At 48.8% G+C, this 21,104-nt stretch carries 18 protein-coding genes and 1 pseudogene; 6 read left to right on the forward strand and 13 right to left on the reverse strand.

Annotated features, from left to right (window positions below):
- Positions 1–37 precede the first annotated feature (37 nt).
- Positions 38–643 carry an RDD family protein gene (locus tag QOL74_RS14525; protein ID WP_283410218.1) on the reverse strand — a complete coding sequence of 202 codons (606 nt, stop codon included), beginning with the start codon at positions 641–643 and terminating at the stop codon, positions 38–40.
- 11 nt (positions 644–654) lie between these two features.
- Entirely contained in the window at positions 655–1,647 is a 993-nt protein-coding gene (gene sppA / locus QOL74_RS14530; RefSeq protein WP_283410219.1) for a signal peptide peptidase SppA, read from the reverse strand.
- Positions 1,648–1,913: 266 nt separating this feature from the next.
- Between sppA and QOL74_RS14535 the strand changes: the two genes are divergently transcribed.
- From QOL74_RS14535 to QOL74_RS14545, 3 genes are all read left to right on the forward strand, one after another.
- The gene (locus QOL74_RS14535; RefSeq protein WP_283410220.1) at positions 1,914–3,914 is read left to right on the forward strand and encodes a transporter substrate-binding domain-containing protein; all 2,001 of its coding nucleotides are present in this window, start codon (positions 1,914–1,916) and stop codon (positions 3,912–3,914) included.
- Entirely contained in the window at positions 3,904–5,250 is a 1,347-nt protein-coding gene (locus QOL74_RS14540; protein WP_283410221.1) for a sigma-54-dependent transcriptional regulator, read from the forward strand. The genes QOL74_RS14535 and QOL74_RS14540 overlap by 11 nt, the downstream gene beginning before the upstream one ends.
- Before the next feature lie 140 nt (positions 5,251–5,390).
- Entirely contained in the window at positions 5,391–6,824 is a 1,434-nt protein-coding gene (locus QOL74_RS14545) for an alanine/glycine:cation symporter family protein (protein ID WP_283410222.1), read from the forward strand.
- A gap of 273 nt (positions 6,825–7,097) precedes the next feature.
- On the opposite strand, the gene QOL74_RS14550 is transcribed toward QOL74_RS14545, so the two are convergent.
- Complete coding sequence (locus QOL74_RS14550; protein WP_283410223.1) at positions 7,098–7,844, reverse strand: DUF3784 domain-containing protein; 747 nt, start codon at positions 7,842–7,844, stop codon at positions 7,098–7,100.
- A 305-nt stretch (positions 7,845–8,149) separates the two neighbouring features.
- On the opposite strand from QOL74_RS14550, the gene QOL74_RS14555 reads away from it, so the two are divergent.
- On the forward strand, positions 8,150–9,046 hold the full coding sequence (locus QOL74_RS14555) for a patatin-like phospholipase family protein (RefSeq protein WP_283410224.1): 897 nt from the start codon (positions 8,150–8,152) through the stop codon (positions 9,044–9,046).
- Between the two features lie 14 nt (positions 9,047–9,060).
- Here QOL74_RS14555 and QOL74_RS14560 read toward each other — a convergent pair whose 3' ends face one another.
- The 6 genes from QOL74_RS14560 to QOL74_RS14585 all read right to left on the reverse strand — a co-directional run bounded on the left by QOL74_RS14560 (position 9,061) and on the right by QOL74_RS14585 (position 14,312).
- Entirely contained in the window at positions 9,061–9,291 is a 231-nt protein-coding gene (locus QOL74_RS14560) for a hypothetical protein (RefSeq protein WP_283410225.1), read from the reverse strand.
- A gap of 363 nt (positions 9,292–9,654) precedes the next feature.
- A complete protein-coding gene (locus QOL74_RS14565; protein WP_283410226.1) occupies positions 9,655–11,157 on the reverse strand; it encodes a tripartite tricarboxylate transporter permease in 1,503 nt (500 codons plus the stop codon).
- A gap of 14 nt (positions 11,158–11,171) precedes the next feature.
- On the reverse strand, positions 11,172–11,636 hold the full coding sequence (locus tag QOL74_RS14570) for a tripartite tricarboxylate transporter TctB family protein (protein ID WP_283410227.1): 465 nt from the start codon (positions 11,634–11,636) through the stop codon (positions 11,172–11,174).
- 44 nt (positions 11,637–11,680) lie between these two features.
- The gene (locus QOL74_RS14575) at positions 11,681–12,670 is read right to left on the reverse strand and encodes a tripartite tricarboxylate transporter substrate binding protein (RefSeq protein ID WP_283410228.1); all 990 of its coding nucleotides are present in this window, start codon (positions 12,668–12,670) and stop codon (positions 11,681–11,683) included.
- A gap of 50 nt (positions 12,671–12,720) precedes the next feature.
- Positions 12,721–13,422 carry an RraA family protein gene (locus tag QOL74_RS14580; RefSeq protein ID WP_283410229.1) on the reverse strand — a complete coding sequence of 234 codons (702 nt, stop codon included), beginning with the start codon at positions 13,420–13,422 and terminating at the stop codon, positions 12,721–12,723.
- Between the two features lie 5 nt (positions 13,423–13,427).
- The gene (locus QOL74_RS14585; RefSeq protein ID WP_283410230.1) at positions 13,428–14,312 is read right to left on the reverse strand and encodes an NAD(P)-dependent oxidoreductase; all 885 of its coding nucleotides are present in this window, start codon (positions 14,310–14,312) and stop codon (positions 13,428–13,430) included.
- A 146-nt stretch (positions 14,313–14,458) separates the two neighbouring features.
- Between QOL74_RS14585 and QOL74_RS14590 the strand changes: the two genes are divergently transcribed.
- Positions 14,459–15,427, forward strand: coding sequence for a LysR family transcriptional regulator (locus tag QOL74_RS14590; RefSeq protein WP_283410231.1), 969 nt, complete (start codon positions 14,459–14,461; stop codon positions 15,425–15,427).
- A 98-nt stretch (positions 15,428–15,525) separates the two neighbouring features.
- Here QOL74_RS14590 and QOL74_RS14595 read toward each other — a convergent pair whose 3' ends face one another.
- The 3 genes from QOL74_RS14595 to QOL74_RS14605 form a co-directional block, all read right to left on the reverse strand.
- Positions 15,526–15,963, reverse strand: coding sequence for a universal stress protein (locus QOL74_RS14595; protein WP_283410232.1), 438 nt, complete (start codon positions 15,961–15,963; stop codon positions 15,526–15,528).
- Between the two features lie 99 nt (positions 15,964–16,062).
- Positions 16,063–17,994, reverse strand: coding sequence for a sensor histidine kinase (locus tag QOL74_RS14600; protein WP_283410233.1), 1,932 nt, complete (start codon positions 17,992–17,994; stop codon positions 16,063–16,065).
- Between the two features lie 145 nt (positions 17,995–18,139).
- Complete coding sequence (locus QOL74_RS14605) at positions 18,140–18,907, reverse strand: response regulator transcription factor (protein ID WP_283410237.1); 768 nt, start codon at positions 18,905–18,907, stop codon at positions 18,140–18,142.
- 212 nt (positions 18,908–19,119) lie between these two features.
- On the opposite strand from QOL74_RS14605, the gene QOL74_RS14610 reads away from it, so the two are divergent.
- Complete coding sequence (locus QOL74_RS14610) at positions 19,120–20,406, forward strand: CapA family protein (protein ID WP_283410234.1); 1,287 nt, start codon at positions 19,120–19,122, stop codon at positions 20,404–20,406.
- 364 nt (positions 20,407–20,770) lie between these two features.
- Here the strand turns inward: QOL74_RS14610 and QOL74_RS14615 are convergent.
- Positions 20,771–21,104, reverse strand: a pseudogene (locus QOL74_RS14615) (hypothetical protein); the annotation flags it as partial.

Consider the following 21,104-nt stretch of genomic DNA (forward strand, 5'->3'; position numbering starts at 1 on the left):
CTGTTTCTGAAGCACCCCTTTCAGGATGCCTTTTTCATCAGAGGCTTTCGCCGGGAGCGACAGCCACGGGAATCCGAATTTCCCGGGCCTTTTCCGCCGAACGGTCATAGACCACATAGGTGTCACTGATCAGGTCGTGCCAGCCCTGCTTTTTGGGATGAAAGGCGCACCACCAGTAGCCCATATGCACTCCCATGAGCTGTGACAGGGTGCGTCCCACGGTTTCCCGGAAGAAAGCGGTGAGAAGCCCCGGCGGAGTGCCATTGCTCTGAATGACCCTGATGCCGGTGATCATTTTTCCCAGGGTCTGTCCAAAGAATCGGGTCATCAGGGTAAAGTAGAGGGCTCCGGCCAGTCCGATGGTCATAAAGCTCACCGCCACCAGGGGCAGTGCCTTCATATCCACCGAGGCAATGCCGGCAATGATTCCCAGCACTGCGTTGATCACTGCCAGGTCTACCAGATAGGCCACCAGGCGAATGAAAAACCCGGCGGGGCGGTACACTTTCTCTGGCGGTGCCTGGAAGGGCGCAGGCTTTTCTTCCCCCTCATGGGTAAGGGCTGTGACGTCACTCACTTCATGTTCCTGATCTTCTATTCGCTGGGGTTGCGGGACTGTCCCGTTTTCAAATTCTTTTTCCATGGGGCCACCTCCTACCATGACCACAGGTACATGGGTACCGGGTGAGTGTTGACTGATACCGGCCGACTGCCCTGCACTTCTGCCAGACCTGGAATCAGGCGGCTCAACAGGCTTTGTTCCGGACCCCGGGCCAGCAGCTGCCACCAGCTGAAGCTGTCATCCCGCTGTATGCGGATAATGGTGGGGTTTTCCACCCCTGACAGGTCTTTTGCCACTTCAAGGGAATCTTCAAAGCGTCCCAGCGAATCCACCAGACCTTTTTCCAGTGCCTGAGGGCCGGTATATACCCTGCCGTCGGCCAATGCCAGCACCTGGCTGCGGTCCATTCCCCGGCCATCCACAATGGCGTCGACAAAAAATCCATAGCTTTCGTCCACAATGGACTGCAAAATGGCCTGCTCTTCTTCATCCATTTCCCGCAGGGGGTTCATCAGGTCTTTGTAGGGGCCGCTTTTAAAGGTGACATCTTCCACTCCAAAGTTTTCTGCCAGCTGGTGAAAGTTGATGCTCTGCATAATCACCCCGATGGAGCCGGTGAGGGTGTTGCGGGTGGCCACTATGTGATCGGCAGGGGCTGCAATGTAGTAGCCGCCGGATGCCGCCACCTGGTCAAAGAACACCACCAGCGGTTTGGGATATTCCGCCCGCAGATCCATGATGAGCTGAAAAATTTCATCGCTTTCGGAAACGCCGCCGCCGGAGGAATTGATGCGCAGCACCACCGCCTTCACCTCCGGATTCTCATAAACTGAACGCAGCTGGTTCAGAAAAAAGGCATGGTGATAGTACTGGTCATAAAAGTAACCGGAAGGCAGGTTGGCGGTAATCATCCCTTCCACATCCAATACGGTAATCAGTTCTTCTGAACCGCTTTCAATCACTGTTTCCACCCAGTCTTCCCCGTGAAAAAAACCAATTTCATCCACACTGGGAAACTGTACAACCATTGATACCCCCACCAGTGCCACAAAAATGACGAGGGCAATCCATCGCTTTTTGTTCATATTCATCGCCTCTTTCGTTGGTTTGTTAAACGTCGATCACTGTTCTTATTCAAGTGCATGTATCACTGCACTTTCTTCAAGCTTCCATCCATTTTCCACAAAACCATCCTGTTGTTCGGTTCATCAATGGATTCACTGGCGGCCTCGGTGAATTCTACGGCCTTTTGGCTGGTTTGTTTCACTTCTCTCCCATATTTCCATTACCATTTGTGCTTACAACGGGGAAGTGCTATACTGTTGCCAAAAAGAAAAGTGCAGGGACACCCATGAAAAAAAGAATCGCACTTTTGGTGGTCATGACCATCCTTTTGGGAGTCATCACCGCGAGTCATTACATTCGCATCACCTATCATATGAGTCTCCTCGAATATTTTTCAGGGAAACACCAGATCACCCCGGCGGACCGGGACTACCTGGAGCGCCACGGACCCATTATTTATGGTTCCGGCAACAACTCGCCGCCCCTTTATTATGTGGATGAAGAAACCGGCCACTACAAAGGAGTTGTCATTGACTATTTGCAAGCTTTATCCCTTGAATTGAAAACCGAAATTCAATACCAGCCCATGACCTGGGATGAAGCCCTGAAATCCCTGGAGGCCGGCGAAACCCATTTGTGTGACATGTACCCTTCGAAGGAACGCGCCCGCAAGTACTTATTTTCAGATCCCATCTATTATCAGCGGGGCATCATTTTAGTCTCCAGCGATAATACCACTCTCCAGCATGTCAGCGGCCTGGCAGGGCTGCGGGTAGGGGTTCAAACCGGCGACTACGCCCATGAGTTTTTAAGAAACCAACCTTTTGAGATTGATTTCGTTTTTTCGGAAAACTACGAAGAAGGTCTGCAGAAGCTGTTGGCAGATGAAGTGGATGCCATTGTGGGTGACGAACCCGTGATGAGCTACCTGATTCAAAAATACCGTCTCAGTGAAGATTACCGCATCGTTGATGAACCCATGTATGAGCTGCCCTCTGTTTTGGGCATTCCCCAGGACAAGTCTGAGCTGAAGCGCATCATCGATAAAGGCATCGCTTCATTGAACCAGACAACAGTTGTGAATAAGATTCAGCAGAAATGGTTTGGTATCTCTACCCCCATCGGAAAAGTGGAAGCCCCCACTCATCTCAGTTTCTTTTTTCTGGCAGGGAGTTCACTGATCTTGCTGGTTTTAGTCACAGTGGTGATCTGGAACCTGGAGCTTAAAAATGCCGTGCTCCAACGAACACAGGCCCTGCAGCGAAGCGAGAAAAATCTTCAGACCGTCATGGACGAGCTGCGCTATATGGTCATGGTTGTCAATGATCAATTTCAGCTCTTAACCGCCAACCGACAATACTATCATCATTTTGGAAACGGGCAGTTTCAACACCATTCGACCCTCGAAGAGGTGATACCATCGTTATCAAAAGTGAAGCACCTTCTTCTAAACCCCACGGGCAATGTGATTGAAATACCCATTAAAGGCAGAACCTACCAACTGGACGCCTGCCCCATTCAGTATGGCTCTTCAATGGAAGCTGCCACACTGCTTATGATGGAAGACATTACCGATCGAAAAATTCATGAGGCACAGCTATTCCACGATCACAAAATGGCAGCCATCGGTCAGCTGGCGGCAGGTGTGGCTCATGAAATCAGAAATCCCCTGGGTTTAATACGAAATTATACCTTTATTATGAAGCGTTCCGACAGCGACCCGCTTCTGTTAAAAAAATCCCTTCAGCTAATTGATCAGTCCGTTGAAAAAGCTTCCAATGTCATTGATAATCTGTTGAATTTTTACAGGCTTGCCGATAGTGATTTTCGAGAGATCAACCTTAAGACCCTCATTGAAGAGGTGGTCAGTTTAAACGAAAATTTGATGAAAGACCACACCGTTTATTGCCGCCTGGTGTTGCACGATGTTTCCATTAAAACCTGCGAAGCTTCTTTAAAACACATTCTGATCAATCTTCTCAACAATGCCACCGACGCCATGCCCCAGGGCGGTCAGATCACTGTCTCTCTGAGAGAAAAACCAGATACCATTGAATTGCGGGTCATTGACAAAGGCATGGGCATGTCTGAAGAAACCAGGGAAATGATCTTTCATCCCTTCTTCACCACCAAAAGAAGCGGCAAAGGGACGGGTTTAGGCTGTTACATTGTTTACAGCGAATTAGTGAAGCTGAAGGGAGAAATTGCGGTGATTTCAAAGCAGCACGTTGGAACAACCATGGTGATTAAGTTAAAGAAAGCAGCAGGTGACCACGATGAAGCATGAATCATTTCGAATACTGGTGGTGGATGATGAAAGCGCCTACTGCGACTCGCTGTCTTTTATTCTTAAAAGCGAAGGTTATGCGGTGAATACCACCACCAACTCGTTCACTGCATTGGAACTGCTTCGGCAGAATCCCTACCACTTGGTCATTAGTGATTTTTTCATGGATGACATGGACGGGTTTGAACTGATCAGCGAAATCAAAAAAATAAATGCTGATCTTGAAGTCATCATTGTCACCGGATACGGCAGTGTGAAGCATGCGGTTGAAGCCATGAAAAAGGGCGCCTTTTCCTATTATATCAAATCCCATGATCCGGCAGAACTGCTGCTTGAAACAGCCAAAATCAAACGCCTTCATTCGTTGAAGGAAAAAGTGCAGTCTTTTTCGGAGTCAAGTCATCATTTGATGAAATCAAAGAATAAAAAAATGCAGCAGATCATTGAAATCGCAGAAAAAGTGGCTGTCAGCGATGCCAATGTTCTTCTTTTGGGTGAATCGGGAGTTGGAAAAGAAGTCATTGCCAACTATATTCACGAAAAATCAAATCGGGCTGCTTACGATTTTGTGCCTGTTAATTGCCGCTCCTATTCCAGTACACTGCTGGAATCTGAACTGTTTGGTCATGAGAAGGGGTCTTATACAGGTGCGCTGGGCACCCGCATCGGAAAGGTGGAGTCGGCTCAGCACGGCACGCTTTTTTTAGATGAAATTGGGGACGCCACGTTGGATACACAAATTAAACTGCTACGGGTTTTGGATACCAAATATATTGAAAGAATTGGTTCAAACGAGCATATCAACATCGATTTCCGCCTCATCTGCGCCACCAACCGCGGGCTGGCTGAGCAGATCCAACAAGGTGAATTTCGAGAAGATTTTTTCTATCGAATCAGCACCTTTACCTTGGAAATTCCACCCCTGCGGGAACGACCGGAGGATATTGAAGAAATGATTCGCTTCCTCACGCAGCAGCTTTCTCATCGAACCGGCAAAATCATTGGCGATATCGAACCAGAACTGATTGATTACTTATTGCAATACTCTTACCAGGGGAATATTCGAGAATTAAAAAACATGCTGGAACGCCTCATTATCCTGTCATCAGACGGCATTTTGCGAAAAAAGGATTTGCTGTCCCATCAAAACCAGGCGCAGTCACTTTCGATGAAATATACCCTGAAAGAAGTTCGTAATCAAACTGAAAAAGATTATATTGAACAGATGCTTCGGCATATGGATGGTCATTTATCGAATACGGCAACTCGCTTAGGCATTACACGGCGACAGTTATTCAATAAAATGCAGCAGCTTCACATTCAAATTGAGAAATAAATTTCATCACGTGAAGTTTTTTTCTCAATTCGTGGCAATGTCTCGGGCATTGACAGGTTGAAAACACCCCCTGAAGGTGATGGCACAATTCTTGCTTTTAGAATTATGCGAATCATTATTCTATTTTAAGGGGGAAGACAATGTTTAATCAAGTAGTTGGTTTCTTGAACGACATCATTTGGTCTAATTGGTTGGTGTATTTGTGTTTGGGAGCCGGTTTGGTGTTCAGTGTCTGGATGAAGTTTCCACAGCTTCGTCTGATTAAAGACATGGTGACCCACCTGGTTTCAGGCGGCGATTCAAAATCAGGCGTTACTTCTTTCCAAAGCTTTGCCATGGCACTGGGCGGCCGTGTGGGTACCGGTAATATTGCCGGGGTTGCCACTGCCATCGGTTTTGGCGGCCCGGGTGCTGTGTTCTGGATGTGGGCAATCGCTTTCCTGGGAGCCGGTTCTGCCTACATTGAGTCAGCTTTGGCCCAGGTTTACAAAGAAGAGAACGACGGCGAATACCGGGGGGGCCCTTCCTACTACATCGAAAAGGGCTTGGGGCATCGTTGGTACGCTGTTTTATTCGCCTTTTCGGCAGTGCTCTCCTGTGGTTTCTTTCTGCCGGGCATTCAGGCCAACAGCATTGCTTCTGCCTTTGATCATGCCTTCAATGTGCCAACTGCCGTCACCGGCGGTATTGTCGCTGCCCTGCTGGGACTGATCATCTTTGGCGGTGTCAAGCGGATCGGTAAAGTGGCTGAAATCATCGTGCCGTTTATGGCCATTGCTTATATTCTTGTTGCCATTGTCATTATTGTTGTCAATATCCAACAGGTGCCTGCTGTTTTCAGTCTGATTTTCTCCCATGCTTTCAGCTCAAAAGCTGCCACCGGTGCTGTTGTGGGGCAAGCCATTATGTGGGGGGTTCGCCGGGGCATTTACTCCAACGAAGCTGGTCAGGGTACCGGCCCCATGGCTGCAGCGGCTGCCGAAGTGTCTCATCCGGCCAAACAGGGTTTGGTGCAGGCCTTCTCGGTTTATGTTGACACCCTGTTTGTTTGCTCCGCCACTGCTTTCATGATCCTGATCACAGGCTCTTATAACATTTACGACCAGTCAAGGGAGATTCTGGTGGAAAATATGCCGGAGGTTACTCCCGGACCTGCTTTCACCCAGGCTTCCGTTGACACCTTCATGCCTGGATTTGGCGGCTCCTTTGTGGCCATCGCCCTGTTCTTCTTCGCATTCAGTACCCTGCTGGCTTACTACTACTATGCAGAGTCCAATATTGCGTACATGACACGTGGGATGAAAAACAAAAAGACGTTCTTCCTGGTGACACGCATTACCCTGCTGGTGATGACTTTCATTGGTTCCGTCAACACCGCCGGTGCCGTTTGGGATTTGGGTGATGTGGGTGTGGGAATGATGGCCTGGTTGAACATTGTTGCCATCCTCCTGCTGTCAAAAACAGGCATTGCCACATTGAGAGACTACGAAGCACAGAAGAAACAGGGCATTGACCCTGTGTTTAACCCAGAAGCTCTGGGAATCAAGAATGCTGACTTTTGGATGAATCGATAATCAACCGCAAAACACACGCCTTGCGAAGCATGCTTTAGTCAGCACTTCCAGTGACACCTCTCATAACGCAATGGCCCTGCACCGTCTTGATGATCTCAAGCAGCTGCAGGGCCGTTTTTATTTCCCGTGGGTTTCCTTTTTGTTATCCTTCTTGCTGTTCTTTTCGTTGTCCTTCTTGCTGTTCTTTTCGTTGCCCTTCTCGCCGTTCTTCTCGCTGGAGTGCCGCTTCAAGCCCGCTTGCTCCATTTGGTCAAATGGGAAGCATCCTTCACTTCATTGGTCTGCCAGGTCACTGATGGCCTGGTACAGGGATTCTGTTGCTTTTGAATCTTTTTGATTGATGATCACCAGGCGGTGTTCATCTCGAAAGATGACATAGGGAGGGCGGTTGAGGGTGACAAACAGGAGGGCATTTTCGCCGCTCTCCAGTTCAAACCAGCCTTTGCGAACACTGCCCGCATTCATGCCTCCGGTTTTCCGCCGGATGACCGGCATGGTTTCCACCAGCTGCACCTCCGAAATGCGATGGGCCTGAAAGGTGGTGCCGTACATCCCTGAAACGCTCACAGCATCTCCTGTCACGGTGACATCCGGAGGAATCAGGCCGTACCCGATCAACAGGGCACTGAACCCGCAAGCCAGAATCACCACTCCCAGCACTGCCTTCACGCTCAGTTTCATGCGGCCATCGGCATTTCGGGTGGATGGGTCATACCGCTGCACCCACACCACAAAAATGGGAATCACCACCAGCTGGGCCAGCATTGTCACCAGAAAAGCATTGTCCATTCCCCGGACCTCCAGCAAACTGCCGCCCAGCATCAATGTCCCCAGCAAAAAAAGAAAGTTGCCAATGGCCCGGCCCAGACCTTCGGTATTCACCTGTTTTTTTTGTTCTTTTGGCATGGTGTTGAAACCGGCAATGAGCCAGTACCATTTCCAGTGCTTCACTGCCACTCCCAAAAGGATCATCAACAAGCCGCTTCCCGACAGAATCCATGTGCCCATGGAAATCGCCATTGACTGCATCCCCCATCACCTCTTTCATCTGGAAATAAGGAGTATCCTTTTTCCAGTCATTTTTTCAATATTTGAAACTATGATTGGATGCCACCGCCTTCAACATCTATGTTTATTCCCTACTCACAATCATTTCTTTTTACTCTACGTATGGCTGCCCGCTTTGTTTCACTTGTTCTCGCCCTGTCGAGAGTTCATCAAAGCTTCCGCCGGTTATCGGTCTATTGGTAAAGTAACCGCACATGCGCTATAATGATTTTGGAGAATACACGACAGCTATGTCGACCTCACCGGGAGATGATTTCATGAGCAAGCAACAGCACCCCCTTGAAAACAACATCAACAATACCGCCCTTATTTTTGAAGGCGGCGGCATGCGGGCCAGCTATTCAGCCGGTTTGTTAAGTCATTTGCTGGAAAACCATCTTTATTTCGACTATGTGGCCGGCATTTCTGCCGGTGCCAGCTGCGGTGCCAATTACCTGTCCCGGGACATTGACCGGGCGAAACGCTCTTTTGTGGACGTGGTGCAAGACCCTCAGTTTGGTGGGTGGCGGTCTTTTCTTTCAGGCGAAGGCTATTTTCGGGCCGAGTACATTTACGAGAAGACCCCCCAGCCCGGCGGTTCCCTTCCCTTTGATTATGAAACCTTTGCCAGAAACCCGGCCAGACTGCGCATCGGCGCTTTTCAAATGGAGACGGGTGAAATGACTTACTTCACCAAAAAGGACATTCAGACACCCCAGGATTTAATGAAAATTGTGCGGGCCTCTTCTTCCCTGCCTCTGATCATGCCCCCGGCCCGATTCAGGGACACCCTGTATGTGGATGGCGGTCTCAGTGGCGGTATTGCTTTGGAGATTGCCCAAAGGGATGGGTTCGAGCGGTTTTTTGTCATCCTCACCCGACCCAGGGGCTACCGGAAGCCTCCCATGAAATACACAGGATTAGTTAAAGCCCTCTACCGCAAGTATCCCCGGGTGGCCGAAGCCATGATGCAGCGGCATGTTCACTACAACCGAACCCTGAATGAACTGGAAGCCCTTGAAGCCGACGGCAAAGCACTGCTGGTTTACCCAGATGCCATGCCCATCTCCCAAAAGGAAACCTCTTACGAAAAACTGCTGGCGGCTTATCGGCTGGGTGACGAGCAGGGAAAACGGGACCTGCCCGCCTGGAAAGGTTTTTTAGAAAAGGGGTAATGCTCACGGGAGAACTACTCTGTCATTGTATCCGGTTCTTCTACTGTGTCCGCCTGATCCTCTTTCACCGTCTGTTCCTCTTTTTGAAGTTCTTCCATCGTTTCCAGCTTGCGATATATTTTTTGGAGCATAAAAATCGAAGGGCATAGAAAACCGATGATCCCCAAGGCACCATCTACCCCCATGGCACTTCCCACTGCCAATCCCATGTATCCCATAAAGATCGAAACAACGATTAAAAACATGTGTGCCTCCTTGCCTGCAGCACATATGCACCGCGGCTTTTGTGTTCATCTTACTTTAAATCTGCATTCAATGCCAGATTTTCTTTTCAGATCGAAAGTTGAAACACGCCTCATCACCTTTATTGCACCTATTTTCCATATGGATGTGCGCGGGCTATTTCTCTATACACAAAAGATCCCGGAACTTGCACTTCAGGCTCATCCTATAGAAGGCACCCCCTTACTTGCCTTACAGATTAGTGCTCATCGCCCCTTATCCCAAACTAAAAGCACCCCTTCTGTTCAGAAAAGGCACTATTAGTTAAGGTGCGTGTGGGAAACAGATACGCCATTTATTCCCTTAATCTTACACAACGTATTTTCTTATTGTGAAACATTTTGTGAAACATTTTTATTAGCTGTTATTTTTTTTCTGTATGTCAGTATCACCGAAATGATCGCTGCCGATAGAAAAATTAAAGAAATCGGTCTTGTAAAAAAGATTGACCAGCTTCCTCCACTTTGCATCAATGCCTGTCTCAAATTTTCTTCTGTCATTGTGCCCAGGATAAACCCAATAATGAGAGGTGTTGAAGGAATATTGAACTGCTTAAGGCTGATCCCCAAGAAGCCAAATACAAAGACTGTCCACACATCAAAGATTCGAAAGTTCGCGTAGTAAGCACCAATGACACAGCACACCATCACGATTGGCAAAAGGATATACTTGGGTATGTCCAATAGTTTGACAAAAATTCTTAGTCCTGCCCTTTCAGATATGAGCATAAATACATTTGCAATTAACAAGGCAATAAAAATGCCGTATATATACTCACCACTTTTCATAAAGACAAGAGGGCCCGGAGATATGCCATGTATGGTAAGTCCTCCAAGAAAGATTGCTGTAGCCACATTGCCTGGTATGCCCATTGTTATCAATGGAATGAGGGAACCGCCTATAACTGCATTATTTGATGTTTCGGAGGCGATCATTCCATCAATAATCCCTGTGCCGAACTTTTCAGGGTATTTAGAGCTGTTTTTTGCTGAAGCATAGGCAAACAGGCTTGCGGTGGATCCACCTATGCCCGGGAGTATTCCAATACCAAGTCCGATCAATGATGATCTGACAATATTGACCCATTGCGAAATCAATTCTTTGACAGAAATCCCAAATCCTTTTAGATTATATGGTGCCTTTTCGGATTCTGACACAAGGTTGTTTCTGTTAAAGCCAGCTTGAATGATATCGGTTACGGCAAATACGCCAATCAGTATGACAACCGTTTCAAAACCTCCGTATAGCTGGGACTGTCCAAAGGTAAATCGTGCAATTCCGTCTACAGGCGCAATGCCAGCCAGTGAAAGTGTGATTCCAAACATACCCGCAAGCATTCCATTTAGCAGCGACTTTCCCGACAAACTCGCAATAATCGTCAATGAAAACACTGCAACCGCAAAATATTCAGCGGAGGTAAACATCAGTGTCACTTTGGCAAGGTATGGTGAAATGAACATCAGTGCAAAAATACTGATCAATCCGCCAATGAATGAAGAAACGATGCCTACACCAAGGGCTTTTCCCGCCTGTCCATTGTCCGCCATCGGCCCGCCGTCAAATACTGTTGCGATTGATGATGGCGTGCCGGGTATTTTTAAAAGAACCGCAGAAATTAAACCGCCTGAAATGCCACCTAAGTATAAACCAACCAGAAGCGCAATCCCATTCATGGGATCCATTCCAAATGACATGGGCAGAAACAACACCAGTGCCATTGTCGCAGATAATCCGGGGATCGATCCAAATATAATTCCCACCAAAACACCAATGAAAATCAAAAAGAGGGTAAAGGGATTCGCGATCATCGCTGCTGCTTGTAAAAACATGTTTTATCCCTCCCTTAAAATCCGAATATGCCTCGAGGCAATGGCATGTTGATGATGTGCACAAACAATGTGTAGATGACAACCGGCATGACAACGGCGATGGCACCCATCATATGGTAGTTCTTTTTTTCTTTCGGCTTCAGCACCAGGATCTGCAGGAACAAATAAATCGCCGTGGATACAATGAAGCCTAATCTGGAAAACGTCACCACATATAAACCCAAGAGAACAATTGTCATCCATCCGCCGGCCATATCAGCGTTTGATTTCTTTCGAGTTTCCACATTTTTGTCAATTATGGTTAAACCCAACTTTACCAGAGCAATGAGCATCGTTGAAATCGCAACAAATTTTGGAAAAAACGCAGATCCCACATCATTGGACATCAGTGTTTTGATGCCCAATGATTGGTGATACAAAACCGCCCCTAACACTATAAACAAGATTGAAATACCAATGTTTTTCGTTTTATTGTTCATCATTACCCCTCTATTCTGATCAAGGCAGCAACTGGCCCACCTGCCTATTCGGCAAATATTTCTTTAAGAACCTCAACCTCTTCCCGATTTTCCCTGTCGGCCGTTTCAGCATCGCGGTAGAAGGGTTCTGCATAGTACCTTGCCAGAATATCTCTGAATTCGTCTGTCGTGGCGACCGCTTCAATTGCTTCGGTAAATGTGTCAACAATTCTCTGATCCGTTCCTTTTGGTAATCGCACTTCGTATATCTTTGATAGCACCACATTGTAGCCTTGCTCTTTGATTGTGGGAAATTCTTCCAATCCAGGAAGACGCTCTTCAGATGCTATTCCCAATACAACGAAATCTCCGTTTTCAATGTAATCTTCTATGTTCATAAAGTTGACAACCAAAACATCACACTGATCAGCCATAAATGCGGTCAATCGATCTGCTGTTGCAGATCCAACGTCAATATTATTCATTTCGATGTCCATTGTGTTTTCCATCATTGTCGCCACAGCGTGAGTGGCTCCGTAATAGGTGATTGAATATCGAAGCTGACCCGGGTTGGCTTGCGCCCACGAAATCATGTCTTCAAGGGTTGTCCAGGGACTGTCTGCCTTGGCAATAAGCGCATAAGTATCATCCCTGGCGACGGATGCCACCATTTCAAAGTCGTCGAGATAGGAGAATTCAATGGCATCTGCAGCTTCCTGCGCCAGCATAACACCCGTGTGATGGAATAATGCGGTATAGCCATCCGGACTGGCACCGAGTACGGATGAGCCGGCAACGACTCCACCACCTCCCACCGTGTTGACAACAATAAAGTTATTATCGAGTTCATTACTTAACCCTGCTGCCAACTGTCGTGCATAGGTGTCTGTATCTCCTCCTGCACTGTATGGAACCACAAAGGTGACAGTTTCTTTAGGCCAGTCGGTTTCACCGGTTTCAGTGGTTTGAGCTCCATTGTTTCCTCCACCACATCCTGCGAATATCACACTTATTAATAGTACCATTACTGTTGTCAAGACATGTTTCTTTTTCATGTTTTTCCTCCCCTTCTTGATCGTTTACCTGATCAATTATATTCAGTGATTTACGACGAATAGACATCGTCTATGATGACAACGTTTTTTTCAGATAAAAGCTTTACAACCCAGCTTCTGTCGGAAGTGCCGTTCATAACCGCCTTCATTTTTTCTTCATCACTTTCCTGGAATTTTTTTGCATCCTGGAGAACCGTTTCTGCGTCATTTCTGGGAATGACGATGACGCCATCTGGGTCTGTTACGATGATATCACCAGGATTGACACTGATTCCACCACATGAAACAGGCACGTTTATTTCACCGGGCCCTTCCTTATAAGGGCCTCCCGGAGTGGTACCGGTACAATAAACAGGGAAGTCCCAGTTTTTAATTTCATCAATATCACGAATGGGACCATCAATTATTATACCGGTAACCTTCTTTGTTTGCATCAAGTATGCCATCATCACCTCGCCCAAGAGAGATCTGGTGTTGTCTTCCTCATTTGAGACAATCACCATATCTCCTTCACTGCAAAAATTTAGAGCTGCATGCAGAAGAAGATTGTCTCCCGCTCTTGCCTTGACTGTAAATGCAGGGCCTGCTGCCACTTGTGTCTTCGGACTACTTACGAGCCTGATCCTCGGACTCATAGCACAGCTTCTTTCCATTACATCCGCGATGTTTGATGCCGGAATGCTTTTAAATTGTTCAACGATTGCCGGATCTGGCAATTCACGCTTAAGATAAATTCGCTTTCCTACTGCCATGTCTTCTATCTCCCTTCCCTGCTTCTTAGTATTTCAATGATTTCCTGCCATCCTTCAGGTTTTTGGTTCATGAATCTCCGTGCAAAATCGTATTTTTCCAATGCCTGCAATCGTTTTCTTGAAGCCGCTGTCATGTTGCTGTCAATCTCGGCTTCTTCAAGCATTGCCATTGAGCCTTTCAGCTCCTCTGCTCTTCTTTTGCAATGAATCGCCGATCCGGTTACCAGCCTGTCCAAATGGCTGTCAAAAGGTGCATTGTCCATGGATGCTGAAATCGAAGCAACCACATTTTCGACCACGCCATATGCTTCAGCTGCCTCAAGCATTTCGATCATCAGCACAGCGATCCCCTTCATAAAAATACTTCTAATGAGCTTAATTGCGGAAGCTGCTCCTGGATCGTTACCCACCGTTTCAATTTTCATGTGATACGGTGTCATTAGTTCTTTGAGTTTTTCTGCCCCATTCCCACTGGCAGTAATGGGGACCTGGTGCTTTTCCTTGGGCAGAGAGCCCATCATGGCCGCATCCACAAAAAGTGCTCCGGTGTCTTTTATCTCATTCCATATATGTCGTTTGATCGTTGGTGTTGAAGCACTCACATCTGCATAAATATGATTTTCACCTAAATACGCTTTGGCTTTTTCGCATATCTCCTGAGAAACGACGGAGGGCACCGCCACAAAAATGATCTCTGCCGATCTTAAGAGAGTCGCAACATCTGGTACCAGGGTGACATGCGCCTCTGCTGCCCCCTTTAAAATTTGTTGCCCCTTGATACTGTCATGCTGCATTGCGTCGAATGCAACCATACCGTTGATTCCTTCATCCTTAAGTCCGATCGCCATGTTGAAGGCAGCTTCACCAAACCCTATGAATCCAATTTTCATATAATCATCCTCATTGCTTTATTTCATTTTAGCAAAGATAAACCGGTTTACTTGCAATTCTGATATTTCAATGGTACCATGGAGTTATTAACAAATCCAACGATGTTATTTTTAGTTTTTGACAAATTTATTTTGTGAGGTGGCGTATGGATATTGTCAGTCTTTGCTATTTCAAGGAATTAGCCAAGGAATTGCACATGACCAATACTGCGAATCGGCTGCATATTTCACAGCAAACGTTGAGTAACCATATAAAGCGGCTGGAAGAACATTACGGGACATTGCTGTTTCATAGAAAACCATCACTCATGCTAACCTATGCAGGAGAACAGATGCTTCATTTTGCGCGTAATGTGGTTAATGAGGAGAAAAACATAAGAGATCTGATTTCAGAGATCGAAAACAAGGAAATGGGAGCCCTCCGATTTGGAGCCAGCACAGCCCGGGGAATGGTTCTTCTGCCTGAAATTATTCCCAAGTTCAATACGCGCTTTCCCAATGTAGAAATTCGATTTAAGGACTCTCTTTCCAGTGAATTAGAGTTGTTGGTTGAAAACGGTGATCTTGATTTTGCCATTGTCCTGCCCAGCTATGATAAGACCAGCTTAATCCAGCAACATATTTTTAAGGACCAAATCTATCTGTGCGTCCCTGAATCATTATTAAATAAACATTATGCTTATGACGAAGCCCAGAAAGTGAAGAAACAGTCTCTGGAGGGAGCTGATCTCTCTCATTTCTCAAGGCTTCCTTTTTCTCTGTATAACAACAGGCTTGGTGATAAAATCAAAATATGTTTTGAATCGGCAGGTTTTGAGCCAAAAGTTCATTTCACAACGTCCTATTCCCAGCTTCTGGTTCCATTCTGTGCCCAGGGAATCAGTGCCTGCTTCATTACGCGAATGAACCTTTCAGAAGTAATGGACCAGTTTGAAGGCAAAGTCAATGTATTTCAGTTGCATCATAACGGCCAACCTTTCGTTCAAAACATCTCCATTATCCACCATAAACAACGGTATCTGCCTCATTATGGAAAACACTTTTTAGAAATTCTGTGTGAGCATTTTGAAATGCTGGAAAAAAGCCCCTCCCTTGGAAGGCTTAGCCTCATCTAATGACATTCGCCACATAAAAAACCGACTCCCCGTACAGGGAATCGGCAAAATACCATCTTTTCAATTGATTTTTCAGAGGTCTCTCTCGCCAGCTTTCGCTAAATTTCGCACTGACGTACCACCAGAATATTGCAGCACACATGATTCAGCACTTTTGACACGGTGCTTCCCAGAATCAGTCGCTGGAAGCCGCCCATGCCCCGGCTGCCAATGACCAGAAGGTCTGGCAGGTCATTTTCCACCTGCTGAATGATCATGCTGGCCGCATCGCCGTGCACCTGCACGCTTTCCACCTTCCCCGGATAACCTTCAAAAACCTTCTCCGCTTCTGCCAACACTTTTTTGGCATTTTTAACGGCTTCTTCCTCAAAAGAGTTATTGAGAGCCGGTGTGTAGGCATACGCATAGGCACTGGCGTGGGTGATGACTGTCATGATTTTCACTTCTGCCTGTTCTTTTTCTGCCACTTCCCGAGCCTCCCGAAGGGCCTGCTCAGAAGTGGGTGACCCGTCAATGGCGACCAGTATGCGTTTCATGGAAATCCTCCTTTCAAATCAGCCGGGAGAACTGCTTGCAGCTCTCCCTGATGAACAAGTGTTCCTTATTCATGATAACGGGTGGTTCCTATTCGATACCTACCCGATGCTGGCTGGTTTATTCGCTGAATGCGAGGATTTCCCCATGGACGATGGCGGCATGACCTGGGGCAGGGCCACCTGTGCTTTAAAGAGATCGCCGTCGATGCTCAGCGTCAGCCGACCCTGCTGGGCTTCGGCCAACCCTCTGGCAATGGCCAACCCCAGGCCTGAGCCTTCGGTGGTACGGGCTTCGTCGCCCCGTACAAAACGTTCTGTCAGCTCCCGGGGATCCATATTCAAAGCCTGGGCCGACACGTTTTTCACCACCAGCAATCCCTGGCCCTTCAGGTTCACCTGCCCCCCTGAACCTCCTGGGGTCGATTGGGATTCCTGATTTTCGTGATATTCCTGGTTTTCCTGGTTTTCGTGGTTTTCCTGTCGGTCCGGCTGTTCAGTCAGTTCCACCCCTGCGTACACCCGGGTGCCCTTCAGGCTGTATTTCAGGGCGTTGGATAACAGGTTGTCCAGCATTCGCCAGAGGCAGGTGCCGTCACCCATCACCCAGACGGGAGAAGCGGCGGGCTGCAGCCGCAGCTCCAGGCCGGCTTCTGCCATGCGGTCTTCAAATTCACCGGCGGCCTGCACCAGCACTTCGTTGAGATCCACTGGCTTCAACGATACCTTCACGTTGCCACTGGAGGCCTTGCTGGCTTCCACCAGGTCTTCGATGAGGCGTTTCAGCCGGCCGGTTTTTTCTTCCAGCACCTGCAGGTACCCGGCGGCATTTTCACTGCCTGGCCCTTCTTTCTGCAGCAGGTCCACATAGCTGATGATGGCGGTGAGGGGGGTTTTCAGGTCGTGGGACACATTGGTGATCAGATCGGCTTTCATCCGTTCTCCTTTGACAGCCTCTGCCACGGCTTTCCGCAGGCCTTCCTGAATACGACTCATGTCTTCTGCCAGCCCATTGATGGGAATAGGCATCCCCACCGGGTTGAGCGGGTAGTCAATCTCCCCTCTGGAAATGTGATGAGCTGCCCGACAGAGAGTGGCATAGGCATTGATGGGTCTGGCCATCCCGGCCAGCACCAACGCATTGAAAACGGCCATGAAGAACAATCCTGCACCACCTGACCCTGATGCAACAAAGACAGCGGCGATAAGTCCGTTCAACAGTCCATAGGCGAGAAAAAGAAGCATGGTGGCCGGCCCCACGGTACCGTTATGGAACAGGGTGCGAATCGATTCGTTCAGGATGCGCACCGGTGCTCCCAGTAGATGCATCAAGTAACTCAGCACCCTGGCAATCAGGGTGTTTTTCATCAAGCTCCGGTTTTTCAGCTGACGAATCATGGTGTGATAATAATTCAGGCCGATGATGCCATCAATGCCCAACACCACCAGCATTGCTACGAGAGAGAAAAAGTCTGGCCGGGTGGGGTCGTAGGCGTACATGCTCCGCCCGCCGATGACTCCCACTCCCAGAGAGAGGCCCGCCGCTAAGGCAACCAGCAGGGTGTGCACATCGTTGGGCAGCTGGTCAAAGGTCATCTGCCACCGGGAACTGCCTTCGCCGGCCCGGCGGGCGGTCACCGTCAGATATACCAGCCCTCCCAGCATCAGAGGCACGCCCCCCAGCATCACCCATTGTAGTATCTGAAAAATTTCGTCCTGCATACCGAATAGATTTAAGGTTGAAGACAGCCACATCATAACAGCGCCACTCCCCGCCAGTGCCATAAACCCGATCCATGTCAGCAGCTGCGGAAGAACCATGCTGCCCCCCTGATCTTTCTCAGTTGCCGGGTTCTTTTCTGCGGAAGCGCTTGCTTCCCACGGCTTTTCTTTATCTCGGAAGCCGTTTCTTTCCCACAGCTTTTTCTTATCTTTCTTGTCTTTCTTATCTTTCTTGTTTTTCAGGCCGCTTTCCTCGCCTGGGCTTGTTCCGTTCATCATTTTTCTTTCTTCCACTGCACTTTCAGTTACCATTGGGTGAGCGTCCTCATTTCCAGACTGATCTTCCCTTCTGTGGGAGTCTGTCTTTTGGTTGTCATCATTTTGTGAAATTTGATTGGTCTTTGGCTGTTCATTATTAGACGGCTCAATATTGGTTTGTTCAATGTTACGTTGTTCATTATTGGGTTGTTCCGCGATTCCTTCGTGTCCGTTTTTCCATTTTGTATCCAATGCCCCACACCACCTTTAAATATTCTGGCTCTTTGGGATTGATTTCGATCTTTTCCCGAATGCGGCGAATGTGCACCGCCACAGTGTTCTCCACAGCGTGAGAGGTTTCTTCCCACACCTGTTCATAGATGGCGCCGGTGGAAAACACCTGGCCAGGGTGCTTCATCAGATACGCCACAATTTTATATTCAGTGGCGGTGAGCCTCACGGGAACACCGTCCACTTTCAATTCGCAAGCCGACGTGTCCAGCTCCAGCCGCCCGTTCACCAGCATTTGTGAAGTGGCGGGCAGGCTGCCCAGCCGGGTATAGCGCCGCAGCTGGGATTTCACCCGAGCCATCAGCTCCAGGGCGTTGAAGGGCTTGGTCACATAATCATCGGCACCAAAATGAAGGCCGGTGATTTTATCGGTATCTTCTGACTTGGCAGAGAGCATGATGAGGGGAATGTTCTGTGTTTCCCTGATTTTCAGCGTGGCTGAAAGACCGTCCATCTCAGGCATCATGATATCCATAATGATCAGCTGTACCGGCTCCTGTTGAAGAATCGCCAGGGCCTGGCGGCCGGTGCCGGCCTTCAGCACCCGGTATCCCTCCTGTTTCAGATAGACTTCCAGTGCGTTGACAATGGCTTCATCGTCGTCACATACCAGTACGGTATGCTGTTCCGACTGTTGCGACTGTTGCCGCGAATTTGACTGACGCTGATTGTGCATATGTGGCGGGTATGGTGCCATCTGCTTCACTCCCTGCAAGACTGGTATTCTTTCAATTGATATGGTATGCTGTCACCGGTGACTTAACAGCATCATACCATGAAAAACCCGCTTTCATCGAACGGAATTCTTACGACTTTATGACAATTACACCTGCCTGGCCTTCGGTGCCACCGCTGTCTTGATCCACTGAAATCAATCTGGAGGTTTTTATGGAAAAATCACGCCTGGAGCGTTTACAGGAACGAAAACAAAAAGAACGGCGCCAATGGCTGCGTCGCTGCTGCTGGGGTCTTTTTTTCATTGTGCTGCTGGCCGTGGGCCTTCATTTCATTTCAGATACACCGGGCTCGCCGGCGCAGCGCATGGATCAACTGCGTCATCAGCTGACTCACCAGTTGACCCGACTCCTGCCCGAAGAACTGCCCACTCAGCTGTTTCAGGGGCTCAGGGGCCTGCTGCCCTGGAACCGTCAGACTGACGCCCCTTTTCCGGCAGAAACCGGCCCGGCTGCGTCAACAACCACCTCTGAGGAAGCCGATGCCTCCACTGACGCTTCCTTCCGGGTGCTTTTTCTGGGAGACAATATGATGGCAGGGCGGGTGGCGGCGGTGATGGATGAAAAGGGGATGCATTATCCCCTGCAGGAGTTTGCGCCATTGCTGGAGGAGGTGGATCTCATCGTCGCCAATCTGGAAACGGCGGTGGGTACCAGCGGTCAGATGATGGAGAAGTCCTTTGCTTTTCAAACGGCCCCCCGGTATTTGGATCTTTTTGACCCCTACCGAGAAAAACTGGTGTTCACCCTGGCCAACAACCATGGCATGGACGGCCCTGCGCTGGAAACCATGAGCGCTCTTGAATCTGCCGGTTTTCACTACGTGGGCCTGGGCCGAGACCGGGAGGCTGCCTACGCTCCTTATGTGGGAGAAATCAATGGGGTATCCTTTGCCATCTTTGGGGCTTCCCGGGTGATTCCCGTGGCTTCCTGGCGGGCAGGAGAAAACCACCCGGGGATGGCCACTGTTTACAACCCTGAATCCCTGCTGGAACACGTGGTCCCCTGGGTGGGTGAGGTGGATTATGTGATCACCTACCTCCACTGGGGGGTGGAGCTGGCAGATAAGCCGGAACCCTATCAGCTGGCCTTGGAAGAAGCCCTGTATGAAGCCGGGGTCAACCTGGTGATTGGCAGCCATCCCCATGTGCTTCAGGCCTTTGAATGGCGGGGTCCCAAAGCTTTCACCGCCTATTCTCTGGGGAATTTTGTCTTCACCACCAGTCATGACCCCATGGCCAACGACACCGGGGCCTTGGAACTGGTACTGTCGCCGGATGCTATTGAAACAGCGGTGCTTCACCCGGCTCAGGTGCGGTGGGGACTGGTGCGCTATCTGACAGACCCGACAGAACGGCAACGGATCATCCAGCGGGTGAACCGGCTGAGTGAGTCGGTACGGGTGGATGATGACGGGATGATGCAGCGGCTCTCCCACTGAAAGATCTCCATAGAGCAACACCTCCGACGGCTGATTTTTAGCGAACACAAAAAAGCCTGCCTTTGGAATCAAGGGCAGGCTTAGGTTGAAGACAAAGGGCTTTGGCCCGGTCAGCTGATTCCAATCTTGTGTGTTTTTAGTCGAAAGTCTCGAAAACAGCGCCTGAACTCGCTGCGCTCAAACAGCAGGCGCTGGCGGTTTTCTCCCCTTTTCGAAAAAACACTGACATGATTTCCAAGGCTGTCCTTTACCAAATCCCTTGTCTTCATCTTATTTTGTCTACAGTCTGAGCCTGCCCTTGAACTCAGGGGCAGGCTTTTGATTGTTTTCGGGAGATCTCTCAGGCTTTTGAGCTCCCCCTATTTCAGCTTGTCTTTCTCACACCGTTTTCATCAACTTCATACCCGTCGATGATGGTGCTTCTGGCGAGGGTGCCGTCGGGGTGGAAGTAGTACCACTTGCCTTCCACTTCAAGCCATTTGCCGGTTACCAGGAGGCCTTCGCCGGTGAAGTAATAGGTGGTGTGGTTGCCGCTGGTTTCCATGTCTTTCCAGCCCACCACCAGGGTCTTGCCTGCATAGTATCTTCGGTTGCTGCCGTCTCTCACCCAGCCGGTTTTCAGGGTGCCGTCGGTGTTGAAGAAGTACTTGACGCCCTGGATGGTCTGGGAGCCGGTGAGGGCTTTGCCGTCTTGGTAG

The sequence above is a fragment of the Anoxynatronum buryatiense genome (genome assembly GCF_900182905.1).
Taxonomy (GTDB): Bacteria; Bacillota; Clostridia; order Peptostreptococcales; family Tindalliaceae; genus Anoxynatronum; species Anoxynatronum buryatiense.

What these genes read in the sequence shown, in the direction of transcription:
- QOL74_RS14545 (WP_283410222.1), top strand. Translation starts at nt 5,391, where the DNA reads ATGTTTAATCAAGTAGTTGGTTTCTTGAACGACATCATTTGGTCTAAT.
- QOL74_RS14610 (WP_283410234.1), top strand. Translation starts at nt 19,120, where the DNA reads ATGGAAAAATCACGCCTGGAGCGTTTACAGGAACGAAAACAAAAAGAA.
- QOL74_RS14605 (WP_283410237.1), bottom strand. Translation starts at nt 18,907, where the DNA reads ATGCACAATCAGCGTCAGTCAAATTCGCGGCAACAGTCGCAACAGTCG.
- QOL74_RS14525 (WP_283410218.1), bottom strand. Translation starts at nt 643, where the DNA reads ATGGAAAAAGAATTTGAAAACGGGACAGTCCCGCAACCCCAGCGAATA.
- QOL74_RS14565 (WP_283410226.1), bottom strand. Translation starts at nt 11,157, where the DNA reads ATGTTTTTACAAGCAGCAGCGATGATCGCGAATCCCTTTACCCTCTTT.
- QOL74_RS14555 (WP_283410224.1), top strand. Translation starts at nt 8,150, where the DNA reads ATGAGCAAGCAACAGCACCCCCTTGAAAACAACATCAACAATACCGCC.
- QOL74_RS14550 (WP_283410223.1), bottom strand. Translation starts at nt 7,844, where the DNA reads ATGGCGATTTCCATGGGCACATGGATTCTGTCGGGAAGCGGCTTGTTG.
- QOL74_RS14580 (WP_283410229.1), bottom strand. Translation starts at nt 13,422, where the DNA reads ATGGCAGTAGGAAAGCGAATTTATCTTAAGCGTGAATTGCCAGATCCG.
- QOL74_RS14575 (WP_283410228.1), bottom strand. Translation starts at nt 12,670, where the DNA reads ATGAAAAAGAAACATGTCTTGACAACAGTAATGGTACTATTAATAAGT.
- QOL74_RS14560 (WP_283410225.1), bottom strand. Translation starts at nt 9,291, where the DNA reads ATGTTTTTAATCGTTGTTTCGATCTTTATGGGATACATGGGATTGGCA.
- QOL74_RS14600 (WP_283410233.1), bottom strand. Translation starts at nt 17,994, where the DNA reads ATGGTAACTGAAAGTGCAGTGGAAGAAAGAAAAATGATGAACGGAACA.
- QOL74_RS14585 (WP_283410230.1), bottom strand. Translation starts at nt 14,312, where the DNA reads ATGAAAATTGGATTCATAGGGTTTGGTGAAGCTGCCTTCAACATGGCG.
- QOL74_RS14540 (WP_283410221.1), top strand. Translation starts at nt 3,904, where the DNA reads ATGAAGCATGAATCATTTCGAATACTGGTGGTGGATGATGAAAGCGCC.
- QOL74_RS14570 (WP_283410227.1), bottom strand. Translation starts at nt 11,636, where the DNA reads ATGAACAATAAAACGAAAAACATTGGTATTTCAATCTTGTTTATAGTG.
- QOL74_RS14535 (WP_283410220.1), top strand. Translation starts at nt 1,914, where the DNA reads ATGAAAAAAAGAATCGCACTTTTGGTGGTCATGACCATCCTTTTGGGA.
- sppA (WP_283410219.1), bottom strand. Translation starts at nt 1,647, where the DNA reads ATGAACAAAAAGCGATGGATTGCCCTCGTCATTTTTGTGGCACTGGTG.
- QOL74_RS14595 (WP_283410232.1), bottom strand. Translation starts at nt 15,963, where the DNA reads ATGAAACGCATACTGGTCGCCATTGACGGGTCACCCACTTCTGAGCAG.
- QOL74_RS14590 (WP_283410231.1), top strand. Translation starts at nt 14,459, where the DNA reads ATGGATATTGTCAGTCTTTGCTATTTCAAGGAATTAGCCAAGGAATTG.